The following is a 21,498-nucleotide window of genomic DNA, read 5'->3' as shown; positions in this document are numbered from 1 at the left end:
TCCTTCCAGCAAATCAATTACACGTACCGATCTTCATCGGTCATATCAAAGTGAGCTATGTGGAATAGATTTCGGCCTTTGGCCGGTGCGCGTGGGCTTTCGCTGATCGAAATTCTGGTCGCCGTCTTGCTCTTCGGAGCGCTCCTGACTCCGCTGATGGTTGCGAGCATCCATCAAACCAGCGATGCCTATTCGATATCTCATCATCTCCTCGCTGGAATAATCGCCGAAAGCATTCTCAGTTCGATTGTCGCAGAAGAGTTTGATGTTGCTCGACAACGAATAGCGGAGTCAGGCGCAGGGGACCATGCCGTTCTCGATTCTCCAGATTTTTTCCAGAAACTCTTGAGCCATCCGAAACTGAAGGATGCTGCAGGCGTCATTGCCGCCGATACCGGCCGAGATTTGCGATCTTTTCGATATCGCATGGAATATATTGAACCGACCGATCAGGGAGAGAAAGGGCTCATGTTTCTCGTTCGGGTTACGGTGACCTGGACTCTCCGTGACAACATCGAGCAAACCCGTCAGGAAATTACTCTGGAAGCAATCAAGTATCATGAAACTCGACGAGAGTAAGGCCACCAGCCCCGTTCACCGACGGTTGAGGCGACGTGCCTTTTCCGTCGTCGAAGCTGTTTTCGTTGCCGCTATTGCCAGCATGTTGTTGTCGAGCGTCCTCTACGTGGTGAGCCGAACGACCAGATTCTATAAAAAATCAACAGATCTTTTATCCGTTCAGTCCTTTCTCAATTTATTCATCAGTCGAATAAACTCGGACATTCGCGGTCTCCGGTCAATGGATTCCGTTTCCGATCACGAGATCGTTTTCACGGTGAGTAGGCTTTCCCGGATCGTCACCATACAGTATTCTTGGAACCCAAAATTGGGTTTGATCTCTCGCACCGAATCCGTATCTCCAACATCGTTCAAAACAAAGTTTTTCGAAAGCTCGGTTGCCGTCGATCAATTGCTTTTCGATGCCGTCCGCGATGCGCAGGGGCGCTTTCGCCATCTGGACATGGTGGTTCGTATCAAAGCTCATTCCCCCGGCGAGGGAAAGCCGACGTTTCTCACCGTTCCCTGCCGCCTTGTCAGTCGATGTCGGCAGACCGACCTGACATTTCTCGGGGAAGGGATTCTTCCAATGCCCCAGCAAAATCGTGATACACTTGGCGCTGAATCATCGAAAGAACGTCGCTGAAGGGAGAGTTTCGTGAAAGCCCGTCATAAGATTCTCGCATTGGTATGCGTGTTTTGTGTTGTCTGTCTCCTTTCCTGGCTCGGAGCAGGACCATCGCATGCAGGCGAAACGAAACAACTGGAAGTGCTCCAGAAAGCGGTTCAGGAGGGTGGAACGGAAGCCGATTTCAAGGCTCTCGCCGGGTATCTCGGAAAAAGTCGAAACGTCGATGATGCCGTTCAGGTTGCCGTGACCGGATTGAGAAAATATCCGTCGAGCACCGGCCTTCTGAACTTGCACGGTCTCTTGATGCACAGGAGGGGGCGTCCTTCGGAAGCTCTTTCCTCGTTCAGGAGATGCCTTGAAATTGACCCGAACAACAGCTTCGCCAGGGAATGGATCAGCAGAGTATCTTCGACGGCGAGCTCATCGAATGCCGTGAATTCAGTCTCCGAGACGAAACAAGTGCGTGATCCTGACATGCATGCAGGAGCAGATATCGTTTCGCCCTCACCCGCAACGGCTCTCAGCCCCGAGGATCAGGAAAAAATGGCTCTGCAGATTCTGGAAGAAGTCACAGAAATTGATGACTGGAATTTGGAAGCGATCGAAACGCGATACCGCCGGATCATCGAGACATGTCCGCAGTCGAGGTACGTTCCCGAAGTCTGCTGGCGATTGTCCAACCTGTATTTGTATGCCTGGGATATGATGAACGATCAACCAAACTATGACGGGATCATTGAAATTCTCTCCCTGATGCTGGAGAAATACCCGGTTGACGACCTCAAAGACGATGTATTGCAGCGCCTGGCGATCGCTTATGAGAAGACCGACCGCTGGCCCGAAGCGGCAATGTGCCAGGGGCAGCGATTGCAATTGATCCCGGCCGACGAGCAGGACAGCCAACAGACCCTTGCGAAAATGCTCCTGTATGCGGATAGTTTGCGGAATGCGGGCAAGTTGGATGAGGCTCAAGAGATCTATCGGCGAGTCGTGGATCTTTGTAAAAACGATGATTCTTTCCTTGCTCGCATGGCTCAGCAAAAAATTACCGCAACCCAACAAGGAAAATAGCATTCAGCGATGCCCGTCTTTTCGCTCCTGAATCGAACCCTGAAACTGGTTCTTGCGATTCTTTTTTTCTTTGGCGGACCTTTTTTCATCATCGATTATCAGATGGGCATCCTCGCCCAGCGCCAAACGGAATACCGGCGTCAGGAATTGTATCGGCGGCTCGATCAGCGTCTGGAGAGCGTTCAGCCATACTCGAACATCGATTGGGTCCTTCGGCGCAAACTTCTCGCAGTGGTGCGGAGAGCCGAATCTGCCCATGATTGGAAGGCAAGCCTCCTCGCTGATGCGAAGCTGCTGACCAGCAGGTATCCGCGTGCATTTTCGATGTGCGTTCTTGATGCCAAAGATCGGGCGGTGTGGGTTTCCGAAGCCACGATAAGCCGGACGATTGCCTCGCAATTATCCACGTATCTCAAGCAATTTTTTCGCGATCCGTCGGCATCACCGAGGATCGAGGATCAGAACGCGTTCCGGTCGTATATTGGCGCGACACGGCGCTTTCTTCGACTGGAAAACGGGACCTGCTGGCTGCAGACTTCGAACATGCCGAGGCGGACATGGTTTTTTTACTATCTGAGCGGCCAATTCACCATTCTTGTGAATATCCATCGCGAGGGACTGCGCCCGTATGAATTCTTGAAGGAACATGTGAGACGAACTTCTGCCGGAGATCGCGTCTATCTCTACGATGCCGTGGAAGAACGTGTTTGGCCGAAGAACCCCAGCGCTGATGCCGATGCCCGGATGGTGGGAAGGCTCTTCGACAGAGAAACCGACAATCATTACGAGATGGGAGACAGGGTCTGGGCCGTCCTTTCCCTGAATCACCAGTTTCGGTTGATCGCTAATATGTCTTCAGCCGAGATATATCAACCGTTAAAAATGCGTAGCGACCTTCGCAACATCATGCTTCTGCTCATTCTCGGCTTGGCTTTTGTCGTATATCAATACATTCGCTTCGGCGTCGAGCCGTATATCAGCTTGAAAATCAAGCTCACCACGATGATGGCGATCATCAGCGGCATTCCGTTGTTACTCCTCATCATTCTTTCGCATTACGTCTATATCGAACAACAAAAATATTCGGAAGATCGAGTTCGGGAAAATCTTCGACTGCATTTATTGCATCTTGATGGCAAAGTTGATATTGCCGTGCGAAACGGGAAGAAAGAGTTTCTTCGTATTCTCAAAGAGACGGATCTGACTTCGGAATCGTCATGCCTGCTGTTTCACCAGAAATTCTCACATCTTCAAGCCCGCTATGGGTTCAACAGCGTCAAAATTTACGACACTTCCGGAAACATGATCACCTACGGATTGCCAAGCGCCGGCCTCATGCCTGATGCCCAGTTCGTGAAAGCGATCATCGGGGAAATCCTCGACCGTATTGCACCGGGGCATCGTCGGACCTCGTCGCCCGCCGATCAAACATTTCAGATCGTCGATCTTGCCTCTGAAGTTGGCCCGAACGTTGTCGATGATGCCGTCGGTCACATTGGAGAGTTTTTTTCTCATACGATCAATCAATGGAAATATTATCTTCTGTTCGAAGTCATTCGTCATGCTGGAACGCTCGAACCAACACATGTTGCCTTCCTGATCTGGGAACAGGTCCGGCTGGTGAGGCATTGTATGCGTTTTTTCGTTTCGGATGATCCTACTCAACGAACCGCCAAGGTGTTCATCATCAATAACTGTTTTACGAGATACACCCCTTCAGAAAAGGTTCTCCGGAATCCTTATCGCCTCCCCTATACGGAACGTCTCATCGTTTCCCCCTCAACGGGCCCCTCGATCATGCCCGCGCTGCTCGCCAGGTGTAAACGAAACAACCGATTTGTCTGCCAGGCCTATCTCGCGCCTGACGCATCCCAGTGGCTGTTGGCAATTCAACCGGGCGACAAACTTTTCAACACCTACATCGCTGCGGCAGCTCCCCTGAGCTCTGGTGCTTCTTCTGCGGACATTCGCAGCACCCTGGCGTTCTTCGCGCTGTTCATTCTCTTTTACTCGAGCTTGATCGGATGGTTTTTTTCGCAGCAGGTCATCACCCCTCTCGACCAGATCCGCCTCGGTATCGATGCCGTTCAAAACTCTCAATTTTCTTTTCGAATGGCCATTTCGCAAAAGAACGAGCTCGGACAACTGGCAAATCATTTCAACACCATGATGGAACAGATGTCCGAGCTGTCTGTGGCGAGAATGGTTCAAAAAAGCCTGTTCCCGCAACGCGTTCAAGCTGCCGGGCCATACCGGGTTCACGGAGTCACCGTGCCCGCAACGACGCTTGGCGGCGACTACTATGATTTTCGTCGGTTGAACGAGCGTGGTTTCATCGTGCTTCTCGGAGATGCAAGCGGCCATGGGGTTCCCGCCGCCATCATCATTTCGATGGCAAAAGCGGTTCTATCCGCGCTGATAACCGAACCTGAGGATATCGAGCCCTCGCTGATTCGGTTGAACAATGTCCTGAACACCGAGATTGCGGGCCGGCTGCCCCACACGATGACGCTCTGTCTGTGTCATGTCGATGCAACGACGCAGGAAATAAGAATATTCAATTGCGGCCATCCGTATCCGCTCTTGATCGACCGGCGGGGAATAATTCATAATATCGAGACGACCGGCACGCCCCTTGGAATCAGGCGGCCGGTCGTGTCTCCCCACTCGCTGGTATTGGAACCCGGGGAAAGGCTCGTTCTCTTCACCGACGGACTGGTTGAAAGTTACCCTGAAGCCACCAGAACCGGCGTCGATGCGTTTCTCCTTTGGGAACAACATATATCAAAATATACAAATATTCCGTTCGATGGCTTCTGCCGCGAAGTCCTGGCTTCACATCCCGTTCAGAATCTTGTTCCCCTGCCGGACGATTATTCTCTCGTCGTCATCGAACGCGACCGCGCGTAACGGTTTTATTCGCGTTCCAGGAGGGCGGCTCCAGCATCGACGGTAGGGGCTTCCATGGCAAAGCGGAACACGCCGATCATGTTCATGATGCGCTTCAAAGTTCCGGCAGCTCCCACAAGGGCGACCTTTCCGGAAAAATCATGGACGATCTGCATCAGCAGTTCCAGAAAGCCGGCCATTGCAGGACTGTTTGCCAGGCGGCAATGGGAGACATCAATAATGATGCGTGTTCTTTTGGCACGTAAAAGTTCTTTTACCTGCTGCTGAACTGCATGCATGATCCCGATATCCCAATACCCGCTGATGCTGATCACCGGGAAAAGTTCATATTCTGAAAGAACGATCGCTCCCGGAACGGGATTTTCCGATCCTGATGTTTTGTCCGTCACCGTGTTTTCCTGCCTTCTTCGCCAGATCTGTATCGAACATACCCGTGTCTTTTCGATGAGTCAACACTGATTCGGATGAATGCATGGTCCGGGAAGTCGGACGACGCATCTCGGGGTATCCCCCCGCGATCGGGTTTCAGCCGGCGTGTGGAGGATTGTTGAGCATCGAGCGGGGCTGGCCGGTGGCTTCGAGGACGTTGAGCCAGAAAGTGCTCTCGGGGTCGATGACCTTGCGGCTCTTGACGGCCATCTCGATCGGGATGTGCGTGAACTGATTGTTCCAGATGCCGACGACGAGGCCTGTCTTCCCGGCCATGCCGGCGTGGCCGGCGTTCTGGGCGAGCATCGTGCAGTAGACGCTGTCCGACGGGAGGGCCTTCGAACTTCTGATCATGTAGCTCGGGTCGATATACTTTATCGATGCCGGGACCTTCTGCCCTTCCAGATACGTCTTGAGACTGTCCCTGAGATACGTGCCTATGTCATTAAATTTAATATTGCCTGATATATCTTTCACGTCGCTCTTCGCGAGTTTCTGCCCGACGCCCTCGGCGACGACGATGACGGCATGTCCGCGTTTCTGCAGACGTTTCTTCACGCTCTCGTAGAGACCGTTCGGCCCTTCGAGATCGAACGGGATTTCGGGGACGAGGCAGAAATTCACGTCCAGGGATGCGATGGCCGCGTTCGCCGCGATATACCCGGAATCACGGCCCATCAGCTTGACCAGCCCGATGCCGTTCATGGCCCCCTTCGCCTCGACGTGGGCGGCCCGGATCGACTCGACGGCCAGCGAGAAGGCGGTTTCGAACCCGAACGTCTTCTCGATGAAATTAATATCGTTGTCTATCGTTTTCGGAACGCCGACGACGCCGATCGACAGGCCGCGCTTGGTGACCTCGTTATGGATGTCGAGCGCCCCGCGCAGGGTGCCGTCGCCGCCGATGCAGTACAGGATGTCGATGCCGTAATCCATCAGCCGGTCGACCATGTTGCTGACATCCTGCGGCCCGCGCGACGAGCCGAGAATCGTGCCGCCGATCTCGTGAATCTCTGAAACCATGTCGGGATCGAGCACGACGGGATTCAGGTGGTAATCCTTCACCATCCCCTGAAACCCGTATTTGAAACCGTAGATCGTCTTGATGCCGTACCAGTATGAATGCTGCATCACGAGTGCGCGGATGACGTCGTTGATGCCGGGGCAGAGACCGCCACAGCTCACGATGCCGATCTTGGTTTTCGCAGGGTCGAAGAAGATCTTCTCACGCGGACCGGCACGCTCGAAGGTGATCGGTTGCCTGTTCTCCGATACGCATTTCTGGACGGCGTTCCAGGAGACGTTGTAGAGAACCCGCTCATCGTTCGGAACGTAGTTCGTGAGATAATCACCGTCGACTTTCGAAAGCTCGAGCGGCGACTTGAATTGCGGCTCACCCAGTTCCTTGACGATGAAATCCTTCTGCTCGATGTTCATCTTTTTCCCCTCGCCTCGATTTGTCGGCGGCGCCGAAACGCCGCATACTTTGTCTTTACTACTGATCGTGGAGTAATATGTCAAGACCAAAGTATGCTCGACGCACTGCTGCTGACCGCCTTTTCGAACCTGCTCGGCCTGCTCCCGCTCTACGCGGCGCTCAGGCTCGCCGAACACATGCAGAACCCTCCCCCGGCAACGCTGTGGGAACAACTCGTCGCGTCCGTTCCGCTGATGTGCGGCTGCATCATCGTCGCCGTCGCGTTGCTTGCCTGGCGCCTGTCCGTTTCGGCCGGAATGGATGCGAAAACGCGGGTGATTCTCTGCATCAACATCGCCGTCATGGTGCTGGTCTGGGTCGTTCCGTCGGCCCTCGGCCTGGAACACTGGATCCAGACGGCGCTCATCGAGATCTGGAGCATCCTTTCCGCGCTGTTCCTCCTGATGGTCAGCTTTTTCGTGCCGCTGAACGCCGTCTGGCGTGCCATCGGCCCGAGAGAAACGCAGGAAAAATAAAAGAGACAGGTTTTCGCCTGTCTCTGAGGATGAACCGGAGATGCTCCGGAAAACACGTGGTTATGCAGCCTTCGGGTGCCTCGCCAGTTCCTCGAACACGGGGTCTCCGCGAACTTCGAAGTGCCGGAAGCGCCTCGCCAGCTCGCGAACCGTCGCGGCGCGCACCCAGTCGGCCCCCGATTCCTTCAGCGCCGGGTCGAGAACGTTGCCCGGCCTGAATTTCTGTAGGATGAAATGGTCGCAGCCGATGCCCTGGAGCATGTCGGCCACCCGCAGAATGTCGCCATCCGTGATGATCTCGGGATGAACGGTCGTGCGGAACTCGTGACTGATGCCGCTGCCGGCAAGCAGTCGGGCGCTTCGAACGACGGGGTCGGTCGTGTCGACGCCGAAGCTTGACCTGTAGCCGTCCGAGCTCGATTTAATATCCATCGCTATATATGAGATGAGGTTTTTGAACAGGAGCGCCTCGAGCCGCTCCGGGAAAAAGCCGTTCGTGTGAAGCGCCACTTCGAAGCCCATCTCACGAACGCGCCGTACGGCCGTCTCGATGCCGGGCTGCATCAAGGGCTCGCCGCCGCTGAACACGACCCCTTCGAGGAAGCCGCGCCGCTTTTCCAGGAACTCGATGACCTCGGGCCAGGTGATGTCGCCTGGCCGCCTGACGTCGAGCAGGCCGGGATTATGGCAGTAGGAACATCGGAGGTTGCAGCCCTGGAGAAAGACGACCGCGGCCATCAGGCCGGGGAAGTCGATCAGCGTGAAGGGCTGCAGACCGCCGACATGGATGTCGGTGCAGGTCTGCTTCATGGTATCCCTTCGGATCAGACGACGGTGCGAACAAGCTCCTGGGCGTCGAATGCGTTGCGCTCGGTGTATTCGCTCTTCTTGCCGGCATTGAACTGCGAAACGGGGCGGTAATACCCCATGACGCGCGTCCAGACTTCGCATGTCGTGCGCGCCTCGACGGGCAGTTCGATCCGCTCGGGAACCGGGGCGTCAGGATTCGCTTCCATCATCGCGGCGCGGCGCCGGGTGATTTCGGCGTTGTCGCAGGTCGGGCAGTACTGATGCTCGCCGGCGATGTATCCGTGCGTCGGACAGACCGAGAATGTCGGGGTGACGGTGATATAGGGAAGCCGGAACTGGCTCATGGACTTCTTGATCAGCCGCTTGCACGAACCTGCGTCGGGGATCCGCTCGCCGACATACAGATGCAGGACGGTTCCGCCGGTGTAAAGGCGCTGGAGTTGTTCCTGGTGGCCCATGATCTCGAACAGGTCGCCCTGATACCCGACCGGAAGCTGCGTCGAGTTGGTGTAATAGGGCGCATTCGGCGATCCGGCCTGCAGGATGCCGGGGAAACGCTTCTGGTCTTCGCGGGCAAACCGGTAGGTCGCTCCCTCGGCCGGCGTCGCTTCGAGGTTGTAGAGATGGCCGGTATCCTGCTGGGCCTGCACGATGCGCTCGCGCATGTGGTTCATGATGCGGGTTGCGAGCTCGACGCCTTCCTTCGACGTGATATCCATCGTGTTGTCGGTGAAGTTGCGGATGCACTCGTTCATGCCGTTGACGCCGACGGTGGAGAAGTGGTTTCGGAGGGTTCCGAGATACCGCCGGGTGTAGGGGAACAGGCCGCCATCGATGAGGCGAGTGATGATCTTCCGCTTGATTTCGAGGCTCTTGACGGCCAGGTTCACGAGCTCGTCGAGGTTGTTGATGAGAGCGTCGTAGTTGCCCTTGTGTTTGAAACCGAGGCGCGCGAGATTGAGCGTGACGACGCCGATCGAGCCGGTCTGCTCGGCCGAGCCGAAGAGGCCGTTTCCGCGCTTGAGAAGCTCGCGGAGGTCGAGCTGGAGGCGGCAGCACATCGAGCGCACCATGTTCGGCTGCAGGTCGGAGTTGAGGAAATTCTGGAAATACGGCAGGCCGTATTTGGCGGTCATCTCGAACAGCGCATCGCAGTTCGGGTGGTCCCAGTTGAAGTCCTTCGTGATGTTGTAGGTCGGGATCGGGAAGGTGAACGCCCGCCCGGCCCGGTCGCCGGCACACATCACTTCGATGAAGGCCTTGTTGATCAAGTCCATTTCGGCCTGGAGATCACCGTATGTGAAATCGGCCGGCTGGCCGCCGATAAGCGGAGTCTGCGTTCGAAGATCTTCCGGGCAGTTCCAGTCGAGGGTCAGATTCGTGAAGGGGGTCTGCGTGCCCCAGCGCGAGGGCACGTTCAGATTGTAGATGAACTCCTGGATACCCTGGAAAACTTCGTTGTAGGTGAGCTTGTCAACCCTGACAAACGGCGCCAGATAGGTGTCGAACGAACTGAACGCCTGTGCACCGGCCCATTCGTTCTGGAGCGTGCCGAGGAAGTTGACCATCTGGCCGAGGGCGCTGCGGAAATGCTTCGGCGGGCCGGCCTCGATCTTGCCGGGAACGCCGTTGTAGCCTTCCTGGAGCAGCATGCGCAGCGACCAGCCGGCGCAGTAGCCGGACAGCATGTCGAGATCATGAATATGGAAATCGCCGTTGCGGTGGGCTTCGCCGATCTCGGGGGTGTACACGTTCGAGAGCCAGTAGTTGGCGACGACCTTGCCGGAAACGTTGAGAATCAGGCCGCCGAGCGAGTAGCCCTGGTTGGCGTTCGCCTTGACCCGCCAGTCCTGCTGGCCGAGATACTCGTTGATGGAGCTGACGACGTCGACGAAGCTGCGCTTGCCCTCGCGCATATGCTTGTGCTGCTCGCGGTAGACGATATACGAGCGATTCGTCTGGAGGTAGTTATTCGCGATGAGAATGTGCTCGACGACGTCCTGGACTTCTTCGACCGTCGGAATGCCTGTCTGGTGCCTATGAGCCAGAACGTTGACGACCTGGCTCGCCATGCGGGCCGAATCGACAGACCCGAACTCGCCCGTCGCCTTGCCGGCGCGCTCGATCGCCGAACGGATGCGCTCCGGATCGAACGCCTTCTTGACGCCATCACGACCAACGATATACTGCAGTTCCCGCCCCTGCTTCATGCTGCCTCGCTCCCGATCCTGTAACGGTAATGTCTGTCGCCGGTCACAACCGACGCGTTGTCAGGTTTCTGATGATTTTTCCACCGAACTGTGCACTGGGTGATCCTGTTTCAGAGACAGAAAGAGCCTTGACGGTGATCTTTGCATCTGAAGCAAAAAGCCGCCTGGTGCTTGTTTCGAGGGAATTTGCGGCCCGGTGTCTTTTGAACCGGACGACCGAACCGGATAAGATTACACCACGACCGACGGGGTTCGCGCAAGGGGGGGGGGGAACTTTTTTTATGTGCATCCCATGCGGGTTTGGGGATTGTAGAAGATGCCGATCGGCCTGTGCCCTTGCGCAAAAATTTTTTGCGCGAAAATCATCCGAATAGAAGCGCAGAGAGCAGTCCGAAGAGCACGCCGATCACGGCCGCGACGTTCTTGATCGACTGAAGATGCCTGCCGGCCGTGAGGTGTACAAGTTTCTCGATCTCCTCGTTCGAAAGAGAGCCCAGCCGTTCGATGACGATCGCCCGGACGTCGAGGGAATTCATGGCTGCGCCCAGCATCCGGCCGGCCATCGTCTCGACTTTCACGGCCACCGGCGTTCCGTCGGTCTTCAGTTCGGTGGAAAGCTTGCGGACAGACTCTTTCATGGCATCGCGGAACCGGTTCGAGCGGCACAACCGGTCGACCGTCGCCTCGAGATGCGTCCAGAGCGCCGAAAGAATGCCGTCGAGGGTGACTCCCGCCACTTTTCCGAACGGAACCATGGCATTGTTCCTGAGCTCTGATTTCAACCCGCTCTTCGACCGCAGATACTCCTTCACCGCCTGCGCGACGCCCTGCGACAGCATTTCCTGGAACTCCGTGTCGTTGGAAAGGTCGTCGAGATGCTCGGGAAGCGCCGACCGGATAAGGCGCGGCAATCCCTGCCTGATCGCCGATTCCTCGAGAATCTCCGGCCGGAGAAGCTGGGTGGAAACGGCTTCGGCGATCGCGATCTCGAGCGTCTTGCGCGAGGACGGCAGAAGGCCGGGAGTGAACGGCAGGCGCCACTTTCCCAGATAGCGGGGTTCGCGGGGATAAAACAGCATCCAGACCGCCAGCCAGGCGGCGAAATACCCGTGCAGAACCGCGAAGACAACCAATCCGACGAATTTCACGGCCATAGTATACCGCATTTGAACCCGTTCGACATCATTCCAAATGGCGGATATAAGATACGCCGGTGCGATCCGGGCGCATCGCGATGCGCCCAGACATCCCATTTGCAAAACCAACTGTCGTAGGGGCGGATCGTGATCCGCCCGCTTTTTGATTTTGATACTGGAGATTTTTCCCCTTGTTGACTTCTCCCCGGTGGTGCTACCATTGAGGAAGTTCTTATGAGAATTGAGTAAGGAGTGTACAAGATGAAGAAGGTTCTCAGCTCTCTGGCCATCGCCCTTGCGACGTTCGTCGCCGGCGGAACGGCGTTCGCGGACGTCGTTCCGGGCAAGTATCTGGTGCTGTTCAAGTCGACGAAGGCCGTTCAGAGCGGCAGTCACGCGCAGGTCGTGCGCGGGCTTCAGAAAGCCAACAAATCGAACATCGATCTGCTCCAGCAGAAGATCGCCAAGAAGGGCGACTCGATCACGCCTCTCTGGAACGTGAACGGCGCCGTCGTCAAAGCCTCGAAATCCGAGCTCGAAACCATCAAGAGCCTCGGCAACGTCGCTTTCGTGAAGCCGGTCGAGTACAAGAAATGGATCGATCCTCGGCCCGCGACGCGCGTCATTCGCGAGGATGCGGCCCCCGTCTGGAATATCGTGAAAGTCCGCGCTCCCGAAGTCTGGAAGGACTACAACATCGACGGTTCCGGCATCGTCGTCGGCCACCTCGACACCGGCGCCGCCGCCGCGCACCCTGCTCTGAAGGGCAAGGTCATCGCGTTCAAGGATTTCACCCCTGCCGCCAAGCCCGAAGCCTATGACGACCAGGGTCACGGTTCGCACACCGCCGGCACCATCGCGGGCGGCAACGGCCTCGGCGTCGCTCCGGGCGCCCGCCTCATCGTCGCCAAGGTGTTCGACAAACAGGGCGGCGCCGAAGACGCCTGGCTGCTGCAAGCCATGCAGTGGGTCATGGATCCCGACGGCAACCCCGAAACCAACGACGCGCCCCTGCTGGTCAGCAACTCCTGGGGTTCCGACGACTCGACCGACCGCGTCTTCTGGGATGCGGTGAACGCCTGGGTGACGGCCGGCATGGTTCCGGTGTTCGCCGCCGGCAACAACGGCCCCTCCGGCAAGGTCGGCACGCCTGGCGGGTTCCCGCACTCGTGGGCCGTCGCCGCCACCAAGAAGGATGACACGATCGCCTACTTCAGCAGCGTCGGCCCGGTCGTCTGGGACGGCCAGACCCTCGTGAAGCCCGACATCGCCGCCCCCGGCTACGGCGTCATCTCCTGCAACACCAGCAACGGCACCGTCTCCAACATGGGCACCTCGATGGCCTGCCCGCACGTCGCCGGCCTCGTCGCCCTGATGCTCCAGGCGAACCCGAAGCTCACCATCGAGCAGGTCCGCAGCCTGGCCGAATCCACCTCGATCGACCTCGGCACCGCCGGCAAGGACAACAAGTTCGGCTCCGGCCGCTTCGACGCCGTCGAGTGCATCAAGAAGGTCCTCGAGACCTCCTCGCTGGAAGCCGCCTTCGCCGCCTACGACCGCGCTCTCTCCGCCGAAGTCGCCCTCGTCGGCGTCCAGCAGGTCTCCCCGCTCGCTGCTCCCCTCGCCCGCTCGCTCGTCCTGCGCTGCCAGGGCCTCGACGATGGCGAGTTCCGCGCCCTCTCGATCGCCGTCGAGAACAGCGGAAGCCAGGCCGGCATGAAGCTCCTCCGCGAAGCCTCCGCGCTCCGCCAGGCCGAAACCCTCCAGAAATAAAAGATCATAGGATACAAAACACCGCCGGGTTCCGACTCGGCGGTGTTTTGTATACGGAACGATTTATTCCGATTGGTTCTGCATTTTCATGAACATTTCGATGCCCCCGGAGGGGCGGATTTGAAATTCGCCCTGACATCGCGAAATTGCAAACCGGCCCCGGATGACACCGGGGCCGGTTGTATAGAGATTGTTACAAAATAGATCAGAGGGAGCCGGGTTCAAGGAAGCCGGCTTCTTCCCCTTTTTCGGTGATTTTCAGGGAACCCATCTGGATGCAGCGGATCCTGCCGGTGTCGCCCTTGAAGGGGGCGCGGATGCGGAAGGCGTTGTTCAGGAAGTCGATCGTCTCGAGGCGTCCGATGGCGAGGACGTCCTGGTTCGCGTCGAGAAGGGCGATCATCAGGCCTTTCTCTTCCCCTGAGATGAAGTTTCGCACCATGCCGAGGTCTTTGGGCCACTTCTTGGTCATTTCGACCATGAGCGGGCCCGAGGTCACGACGAAGGTGCCCTCCCACCCCGAGAGCTTTTCGGCCCAGAAGGTGCCTTCGAGCTCCATCTTCGTGCCGCTCATGAAGAAGCAGCGGTCGGTGATGACCTGGCGGAACGGTATTTCGAAGACCCGGGCGTCCTTGAAGTATTTGACGTTCACCAGTTCGCGGAGGTGCTTGCGTTCCATCTGCGAGGTCGACGACGCCTTCTTCGATACGGGCAGGCGCACGATCCGCTCGGGCGGCAGGTGCTTCACCAGGTGCTCGAGCTCGGTGCCGCGCTGCATCAGCACGACCTTTTCCGGCTCGACGATGTCGAGCTTGGCCTTCTTGAGGGCCCGCCCGCCGTCGCCCTGCACCCAGCCGGTGGTGTCGATGATCAGCGCGTCCGCTTCCTGCCGCGCCTTCTTCATCATGGCCGCGAGGCCCGTCAGCGCGGGAACGAGGTGCAGGTTCGGCGAGTGGGCGCCGAGCATGTAGAGGTGCGTCGGCGGCTCCTCGGTCAGGAAGACGCAGGGCTCTTTCATCACCAGCATGCCGAACGAGCCGCAGGGGCCGATGTCGGACTGGCCGGTGTCGCAGTCGAGAATCGCGGTGCGGCCCAGCTTGCCGATCAGGCGGTTCGCCAGATACGTGCTGAAGAAGGTTTTCCCGGTGTCGACCTCGCCGAGAACCATCACCGTGTAGAGCAGGCCGGCCTTGTGCTCCGCCGCGATCTCTTCCGCGAGCTTGTCCCATTCCGCGGGAATGGAGCCGGCTTCCATCTTCGTGACGGCGTCAGGGCCCGCCTCGATCTCGAGCTGCGATTTCTCGAGACCGAGAATGGGAACGCGCTTCCCGACCGGCACCGTCAGGCTTTTCCCGGCCCCGAGTTTGGCCGCGATGACCTCGACGGCTCCCGAGACGACCGTGAACTTCGCCGGCCCGACCAGCAGGTGGTTTTCATCCCGTTCGATCGTATAGTTCATCAAATACCTTTCTCTTTCGGGAATACCAGCGAAGGCCACAGCTCCTCGAGCGCCCTGTCGTTGATGACCGAGACTTTTTCCATCTCGCCGAACTCGAGCTCGAGCTCGTCTTCGGTGACGATCTGACGGACCTGTTTCAGGGTGACGCCGTCCTCATCCTTCGAGGCGACGATCCCTGTGTAGCAGTCCTCACGGTTTTTCACGTGGATCTTCTGACCGACCTCGACATCGGCGGCAGGAACGGTCTTCACAACCTTGCCGAGGCACATGTTCACGATCCCGGGATACACCGGAACCTCGTCATACAGCTTCACGAGCTGGAGAACGACCTGTTTGAGCAGAAACGGGTCGCTCTCTTCCGTCGCGACGGTTTTCAGGTAGCGGAGAAGGCCGGGAAAATCGGTTTCCTTATATGTCATTCGTTCGCCACTGCCTCAGAAGCCGGCCGTGGCAAGATATTCGAGACCGAGCTCCTTCGCCCGCTTCGCGAGGCCCTTGTTGGGCTTGCCTTCGGCGAACTTCTGGTCGATCTCGTTCATCTCGTTCAGGTGCGTCATCAGCAGGCTGAGGACGTTGAAGAACGTGACGTCGGCGGTGCGCACCGTGCATTCGGCCGCCCGGGGATGGCCGCCGCCGCTGATCTTGTCTTTGTACTTCGCGTATTTCGCCTGGAGGGCATCCTGCAGCGAGCCGCAGATCTTGCCCGAATGGACGCGATCGCCGGTTCCGCGGACGGAAACGTGGGTGTAGTCGGGCGAGACCGAGCTGACCATGATGATCTGCGCATCTTTGTCGCCGGCCGTCTGCTTGAGATCGAACAGCTTGATCGAGCCGATCATGGGAAGCAGCGGCACTTTTCCGCCGACGAACAGGTAGATGCTGGTGTTCTCGAGCTTGAGCGCCCGCACGGAGGAGTTGAGCAACTTGTCGGCGCTGTCCCAGTCCTGCAGGAAGTAGCGGAAGATCTTGTCGAGCGGCTGTTTGAACTCCTGCGGAATCATCTGCACGAAGCTCTGCAGGGTCGAAATGCGGGTGAGCGCCTCGACCTGCGGGGCGAGCGCCTCGAGGGCGTTCGCGATGAGCGCGGGGTGATCGACGTTTTTGAGCGCTTCTTCCCGGTCGTTGTAGAAATACTGGAAGCCGCCGCCGCCCGTCGCATGCACGAACTCGGTCACGCGGGAGAGCAGGCAGGTGTTTTCCCGCTGGGAGGCGTCGAACATGGTCGGCCGCTCGCGCAGCAGGGTCAGCATGTTCTTGAAGGCCACGCCGTAGGTGGCGATGAACGGCTTGGCGAAATCGACGAGCACGCCGGTGACGGGCTCGATCGCCCAGTCGCCCTTGAGGCCCATGAGGCACAGGAAATCGTCGAACTGGTCGCGGGTGCCGCTCAGGGTGGCGATGCCGTGCGCGAGGATCGAGGTCGAGCACGGGGTGTATTTCTCGAGGCTCGGGTTGAACATCACGCAGTCGGTCGGTGCCTTGGGGGTCGGGTGGTGATCGACGATGTAGAGCGGCGCCTTCTTGCCGAACTCGGAATACGGCATCAGCGTGCCCTTGTCGAGCATGAAGACGGCTTTTACGTCGGGTATCTCGCGGAATGCGTCTTCCCACTGCTGCGGCTGAAGAAGGAAGCCGGCGGGCATGCGCAGTTCGGCCTTCCAGCCTTTTTTCACGAGCATGCGCTTGAAGATGAGGCCGCTGGTGATGCCGTCGGGGTCGTCGTGGCTGAAGATCAGGGCCGTGCCCTCGGGCTTCGAGACGGCCTCGACAATTTTTGCAAGGCCCGCGTCGGCGGCTTTGAGTGCCTGCCACTGAGCCTGATAATCTTCGACGTTGGTGGGGAGGTTCTTGAGAATGGCTGCTTCCATACCTTTCCTTTCGGGAAAAAATGTGAGGATGGGAAAATTATTGAATAAGTATAGAGACGCTAGAGGTTTCGGTCAACCTCGACCGTGTAGTCGCGTTCGGTTTCGCCCCCGACGAGAAGCCTGACGGTGCCGTTCGAGTCTGTTCGTTTCAGGTCGACGCCCATGCTTCGATACAGGTCGAGCGCCTCGAGTTTCGGGTGGCCGAAGGGGTTGTCGCGGCCGACTTGGATGATGCCGAGAGCTGGTTTGACGAGGTTCCAGAACCGTTTGTTGATGCTGGTGTCGGAGCCGTGATGAGGAATCTTCACGACCTGGGCGCGGATCGCATCGCCGTAGCGGGCGACCTCCTCTTCGGCGGCGATCTCGATGTCACCGCAGAGCAGCGTCGTTACCTTCCCGTAACGCACGAGCAGGGTGACGGACATATTGTTCTGGTCCGAGAATTCCTGCGATTTCGAGACCGATTCGGGATGAAGGACCGTGACGAACAGTTCGGAACCCCAGTCGAGAACGTCGCCCGCCTTGGCGGTCATGCGGGGAATGCGCTTCTTTTCGCATAGTTCGGCATATTCTTTGTAGGTCTGCGTGTTCGCAACGCTGCCGCAGTCCCAGATGCGATCGACCTTGAGCAGCTTGAGCACCGGAATGATGCCGCCGAGGTGGTCGTTGTGGTTGTGCGTGACGACGATGCCGTCAAGACGCCGGATGCGCTTCGTGCGAAGGTAGTTCTGGATCAGGTCGCGGTTCTCGCGGACCGCCTGCGTCGATGAGACGTTCATGCCGCCGTCGATGAGATACACCCTGCCGCGCGGCGTCCTGACGAGGATCGCATCGCCCTGCCCGACGTTCACGAAGTCGATGCGAAGCTTCGGGTTCATGGCGGACGGACCGATGCCGCCGTGGTCGGGACTGAGCACCATCGCCCAGACCGAGACCATGATCAGGAACACGATCACGAACCAGACCTTCATGGCGGTGCTCTTGAACGATGTTTGCTCGAATCCGTAGTCTGTCATGGCCTGTTCCGGTTACTTGATTTCGACGAGGGCTTCGAAGAGCTTGTATTTCTTCTCGGTTAGCCCGGGGATGTCTTCGAGATCTTTGACGGATTTGAAGCCCCCCATCGCGTTCCGCGCGTCATAGATGGCCCGGGCGAGTTTCGGGCTGACGCCGGGAAGGGCCTCGAGTTCGTCGAGCGACGCAAAGTTCAGGTTCAGCCGGCGCGGTTCTCCGGCGCCGGGGGCGGAGACGGTCAGCACCCGCTTCAGTTGGGCGAATTTTTTCGAGGAAACGCCCTTGATTTCTTTCAACTCCGCCAGACTCTTGAATCCCTTTTTCGTTTTGCGCAGGTCGATGATGCGCTCGGCCATCGCCTTCCCGATGCCGGGAAGCGCATCGAGCTGGGCGAGCGTCGCGGTATTCAGATTGAGCTTCGGAAGACTGCCGAATCCGTCTTCTTCCTCCGGCTCGTCGTGCTCCTGGGATTTTTCGGGGACCTCGCGCTCCGTCAGCCGGGAAATACGGTCGATGGCGCCGAGCGTATGAAGGTTCGCACTGCGCTCCCGGGCGATCTGGAACATGAGCAGGACGACGCCGAGGACGATCATACCGCCCATCATGCCGAACGTCGTTTTTTCGAGGGTCGTCAGACGCATCATCTGGCCTCCTCGCTTACGGGATTGATATATGTTTTCGTATACAATTTTCCCTGGCGCGCCGTGACCTGGATGGCGCCGTACCGCTCGGTGCGATACACCGGCAGCGGCAGGTCGCGACTGCGGCGGTTGAACTGGATCGAGCGGCCGTCGAGGAGCTTTTGCATGTAATATCGTTCCATCAGCCAGGAGGAAGGCTTACGGAAGCTGATGCCGACCCATTCAGGCTTCGTCGCGCGGACATACTCGGCGAACTTTTCGTAGGGATACGGCAGATCGGCGAGAAGAAGGCCGTTCAGTTCGGCGGGAAGCGCTTTTTCGAAGAGATACGCGTTGCCCGGTGCGTAGGCGATACGGTCGCCGCCTTCTTTGAACAGCAGGGCGGCGCCGTCGTAATAGCAGGAGAAGCGAGGTGTGAAGGTCGCGGGGGCGAGGATCTCGACGGAATCGCCGAACCCATCGATGCGGACGCCCGCGACGAGGGGATGGACGGGAATGCGGTATTTGTTCACGGCCTTGACCAACGCGTTGAACGAGTCCGCGGCCTGTTCCCAATAATAGTTCGGGGGGGACGAGAGGTAGATGCCCTTCTTGTAATCGCCTTCGACCTTCATGTCGGCGAGGGAAAACCGCCGGACATATTCGCCGAAGGGAACGCGCTTCCCGTCGGTCGGAATCTCGAACGGGGCGTAAATGGCGCGCACGCGGTAATTATCGAGGACCGAGAGCAGGCCCGAAATGCGTTCCGGGAGCGCAGACGTGAGGACGACGGCGTCGAGGGCGTTCGTCATTTTCGAGGAAAGGGCAGGCTGAATCACGCGTTCCCCGACGTCGTACCCCGAGAACGTGTCTCGATACCCGGCATCGACGAGGAGCGTCTTGCCGTCTTTTTCATAAAGAAGCGAGGCCCCGAACCCGACGTCGAGCATCGTGAGACGCATCGACGGCCGACTTTCGACGCGCGAGACCCCGAAGACGGCGAGGAAGGCGAAGACGGCGATGCCGCCTGCGGCGATGAGGCCGAGGCCCCACTTGTAGTCGGGGTCTTCCCAGAGGTCGACGACGGCGGCCCACAGCGCCGATGCATATGTCGACAGTTCGTCCCAAAAGAAATACAGGTGCAGGAGGGCGTAGTAGAGGAGCAGGAGGCCGATGCCCGGCTGAGAAACGCGGGGAAACGGGATGACCAGGGCGAAGAAGTGGGCCATGCCCAGGAAAAATTTGACCGCGAGCCAGTTCGCCGCATTGATCACGAGGGCGAGGTGGAGGCCGACGACAGGAACGAACGAGCCGATGAGGCCGGCGATCAGGCCGACCTGGACGATGACGCCGATGAGTGGGATCGCGATCATGTTCGCGATCGGCGCCGAGAGGGACATCGAGCCGAAATAGTAGGCCGAGAGCGGGCCCATCATGGCGAGGAAAATCGCGATCTGGGAGGAGGTGAAGCCGATCAGCCACTGCGGCAGCATTTCGAAGCTGAAACTCTGGAAGCCGGAAACCCGTGAAAAGCGCCGCGATACAATAACTGATGCTAGTATATATAAGGCAATACCTGGAAAAAAATACGGCGCGAGCACGAGATCGCGCTTCAGCACCACGACGAGATACAGCAGCGCGACAGCCCCGAACGCGAAGGCGAGGCCGGGACCGCGCAGGCATTCGCGAAGCAGTTTTTCGGCGGGTTCCGAGAACATCGCCAGAGCGTAGATCGCCATGAACGAGAGAACGAAGCTCGGCTCGGTGAGCTGGAGCGGGTTGACGGTCAGGATGTAGGCCGCCGCGACGGAGAGGGCGAAGATGATCGACGCCCGGAAGCCGCGGTCGCCGAGATAGGCGCGCGACAGCAGAAAGAGGCTGTTCATGAGGGCGGCGCGAACCGCGGAGCTCGGCCAGCCGACGATGAGCGCGAAAGTGAACAGGAAGAAGACGATGATCGGCGAGAAAATCCGCAGCGGAACGCCGAACATCACGAACAACCCGTAGAACATGCCGGCGATGATCGTGACGTGAAGGCCTGAGACGGCGAGAACGTGCGAAACGCCGGTCTTGCGGAATTCGGTCGTCACCTGCGGCGGGAGGCCGCCTCTCAGGCCGAGAAGAACGCCGCCGAGGAACGAGGATTCCGGGTACGGCATCGTCTGCTTGATGACGCCGAGAATCGAGGTGCGAAGATACAGGGCGAACCGGTACCAGGGCGAGCCGCTCGGGTCGTCCTCGATGATCTCGAGGCGGGCGCCGCGACCGGCGATCCGGACGGTCCGGAAGATGCCGCGGTTCCGGAGAGACCGCTGATAATCGAGGCTGCCGGGGTTGCGGGCGGCCGACGGAACGGAAAAGTGCCCGCTGATCTCGATCCGCTGGTTGAATTTCAGAAGCTTGAACGCATCGTTTTCCTCGAAGACCTGGGCCAGGATCAGGCCGTCGTCGATGGTCTTCTCGTCGGGCGGGGGCGTTTCGGGAGCGAGGTCGGTCGCCGCAGTGGTTTCGGATGCAACCTGAGAATCGAGAGCGGGCTGGAGGGTGGATGACGGTTTGCGTCCCTTCCCTTTCCCTTTTCCTTTCCCTTTTCCGGATGTGGCTGCGCGCGGTTTCTGCTGCCTGGTGGAGATGATCTCCTGCGCCGTATCGGGGGCGATGATGACTTCGAGATAATCGTTCTTCAGCGTCGGTTCTTCAATCACCCGGCCGACGACGCGCCATTTTCCAAACGGGTTGCTCGAATCGATGACGCGGTCGACGTGGTGCGGCGAGAGCACGTTGAGCGCCGTCCCATAGCGGAACATGCCGAAAAAGAAACAGGCGCCGGTCAGCAGAAGAATCGAAAGAACGGGTACCGGGTTCTCGTCTTCCGCGATGTCTCCGATCTCGCCGGCGGAAAGCTTGTCGCCGTGCTGTTGCCAGAAAGGGATCGCCGCCGCGGCGAAAAACATCGCGGCCAGCAGCAGGAAGAAGGGGCCGCCCGCGATGCCGAGCAGGCTCACCGTCGACATGCCGGCGACGTATGCCAGCGTCAGGATGATGAACGTCGTCAC

General features: G+C 58.5%; 17 protein-coding genes. 6 read left to right on the top strand and 11 right to left on the bottom strand.

Features of this window, described 5'->3' with window-relative positions; genetic code table 11:
* The first annotated feature begins 78 nt into the window (after positions 1-78).
* From PLU72_13295 to PLU72_13280, 4 genes are read left to right on the top strand one after another with little or no spacing between them, the layout of a single operon-like run.
* Positions 79-579, top strand: coding sequence for a hypothetical protein (locus PLU72_13295; protein ID HOT29154.1), 501 nt, complete (start codon positions 79-81; stop codon positions 577-579).
* Entirely contained in the window at positions 560-1,204 is a 645-nt protein-coding gene (locus PLU72_13290) for a hypothetical protein (GenBank protein ID HOT29153.1), read from the top strand. The genes PLU72_13295 and PLU72_13290 overlap by 20 nt, the downstream gene beginning before the upstream one ends.
* A gap of 12 nt (positions 1,205-1,216) precedes the next feature.
* Positions 1,217-2,260 carry a tetratricopeptide repeat protein gene (locus tag PLU72_13285; protein ID HOT29152.1) on the top strand — a complete coding sequence of 348 codons (1,044 nt, stop codon included), beginning with the start codon at positions 1,217-1,219 and terminating at the stop codon, positions 2,258-2,260.
* 9 nt (positions 2,261-2,269) lie between these two features.
* Positions 2,270-5,170: a SpoIIE family protein phosphatase gene (locus PLU72_13280; protein ID HOT29151.1), complete on the top strand. Its 2,901-nt coding sequence runs from the start codon at positions 2,270-2,272 to the stop codon at positions 5,168-5,170.
* Positions 5,171-5,175: 5 nt separating this feature from the next.
* On the opposite strand, the gene PLU72_13275 is transcribed toward PLU72_13280, so the two are convergent.
* Together PLU72_13275 and PLU72_13270 are read right to left on the bottom strand one after the other, a co-directional pair.
* Positions 5,176-5,559 carry an STAS domain-containing protein gene (locus tag PLU72_13275; protein HOT29150.1) on the bottom strand — a complete coding sequence of 128 codons (384 nt, stop codon included), beginning with the start codon at positions 5,557-5,559 and terminating at the stop codon, positions 5,176-5,178.
* Positions 5,560-5,695: 136 nt separating this feature from the next.
* The gene (locus PLU72_13270) at positions 5,696-7,036 is read right to left on the bottom strand and encodes an ATP-dependent 6-phosphofructokinase (GenBank protein HOT29149.1); all 1,341 of its coding nucleotides are present in this window, start codon (positions 7,034-7,036) and stop codon (positions 5,696-5,698) included.
* Between the two features lie 93 nt (positions 7,037-7,129).
* On the opposite strand from PLU72_13270, the gene PLU72_13265 reads away from it, so the two are divergent.
* Complete coding sequence (locus PLU72_13265; protein ID HOT29148.1) at positions 7,130-7,552, top strand: hypothetical protein; 423 nt, start codon at positions 7,130-7,132, stop codon at positions 7,550-7,552.
* 60 nt (positions 7,553-7,612) lie between these two features.
* On the opposite strand, the gene PLU72_13260 is transcribed toward PLU72_13265, so the two are convergent.
* The 3 genes from PLU72_13260 to PLU72_13250 form a co-directional block, all read right to left on the bottom strand.
* Positions 7,613-8,362, bottom strand: a complete 750-nt coding sequence (locus PLU72_13260) for an anaerobic ribonucleoside-triphosphate reductase activating protein (protein ID HOT29147.1) — start codon at positions 8,360-8,362, stop codon at positions 7,613-7,615.
* Between the two features lie 14 nt (positions 8,363-8,376).
* A complete protein-coding gene (locus PLU72_13255) occupies positions 8,377-10,572 on the bottom strand; it encodes a ribonucleoside triphosphate reductase (protein ID HOT29146.1) in 2,196 nt (731 codons plus the stop codon).
* A gap of 362 nt (positions 10,573-10,934) precedes the next feature.
* Positions 10,935-11,726, bottom strand: coding sequence for a DUF445 family protein (locus PLU72_13250; GenBank protein HOT29145.1), 792 nt, complete (start codon positions 11,724-11,726; stop codon positions 10,935-10,937).
* A 243-nt stretch (positions 11,727-11,969) separates the two neighbouring features.
* Between PLU72_13250 and PLU72_13245 the strand changes: the two genes are divergently transcribed.
* Positions 11,970-13,481 (top strand): S8 family serine peptidase, encoded by a 1,512-nt coding sequence (locus PLU72_13245; protein ID HOT29144.1) that lies wholly within the window; start codon positions 11,970-11,972, stop codon positions 13,479-13,481.
* 205 nt (positions 13,482-13,686) lie between these two features.
* Here the strand turns inward: PLU72_13245 and PLU72_13240 are convergent, their stop codons facing one another.
* From PLU72_13240 to PLU72_13215, 6 genes are read right to left on the bottom strand one after another with little or no spacing between them, the layout of a single operon-like run.
* Positions 13,687-14,940 carry a Clp1/GlmU family protein gene (locus PLU72_13240; protein ID HOT29143.1) on the bottom strand — a complete coding sequence of 418 codons (1,254 nt, stop codon included), beginning with the start codon at positions 14,938-14,940 and terminating at the stop codon, positions 13,687-13,689.
* Positions 14,940-15,359: a hypothetical protein gene (locus PLU72_13235; GenBank protein ID HOT29142.1), complete on the bottom strand. Its 420-nt coding sequence runs from the start codon at positions 15,357-15,359 to the stop codon at positions 14,940-14,942. Before PLU72_13235 ends, PLU72_13240 begins: the two co-directional genes overlap by 1 nt.
* A 15-nt stretch (positions 15,360-15,374) precedes the next feature.
* Complete coding sequence (locus tag PLU72_13230; protein HOT29141.1) at positions 15,375-16,808, bottom strand: hypothetical protein; 1,434 nt, start codon at positions 16,806-16,808, stop codon at positions 15,375-15,377.
* Positions 16,809-16,867: 59 nt separating this feature from the next.
* Positions 16,868-17,824 (bottom strand): MBL fold metallo-hydrolase, encoded by a 957-nt coding sequence (locus PLU72_13225; protein HOT29140.1) that lies wholly within the window; start codon positions 17,822-17,824, stop codon positions 16,868-16,870.
* Between the two features lie 12 nt (positions 17,825-17,836).
* Positions 17,837-18,466 (bottom strand): DUF655 domain-containing protein, encoded by a 630-nt coding sequence (locus PLU72_13220; protein HOT29139.1) that lies wholly within the window; start codon positions 18,464-18,466, stop codon positions 17,837-17,839.
* Positions 18,463-21,498 carry a ComEC/Rec2 family competence protein gene (locus PLU72_13215; protein HOT29138.1) on the bottom strand — a complete coding sequence of 1,012 codons (3,036 nt, stop codon included), beginning with the start codon at positions 21,496-21,498 and terminating at the stop codon, positions 18,463-18,465. The genes PLU72_13220 and PLU72_13215 overlap by 4 nt, the downstream gene beginning before the upstream one ends.

Source organism: Candidatus Ozemobacteraceae bacterium (assembly GCA_035373905.1).
In the GTDB taxonomy this organism is placed as follows: domain Bacteria; phylum Muiribacteriota; class Ozemobacteria; order Ozemobacterales; family Ozemobacteraceae; genus MWAR01.
The sequence above is the reverse complement of the archived record's forward strand: the minus strand, read 5'-3'. Positions and strand labels throughout refer to the sequence as shown.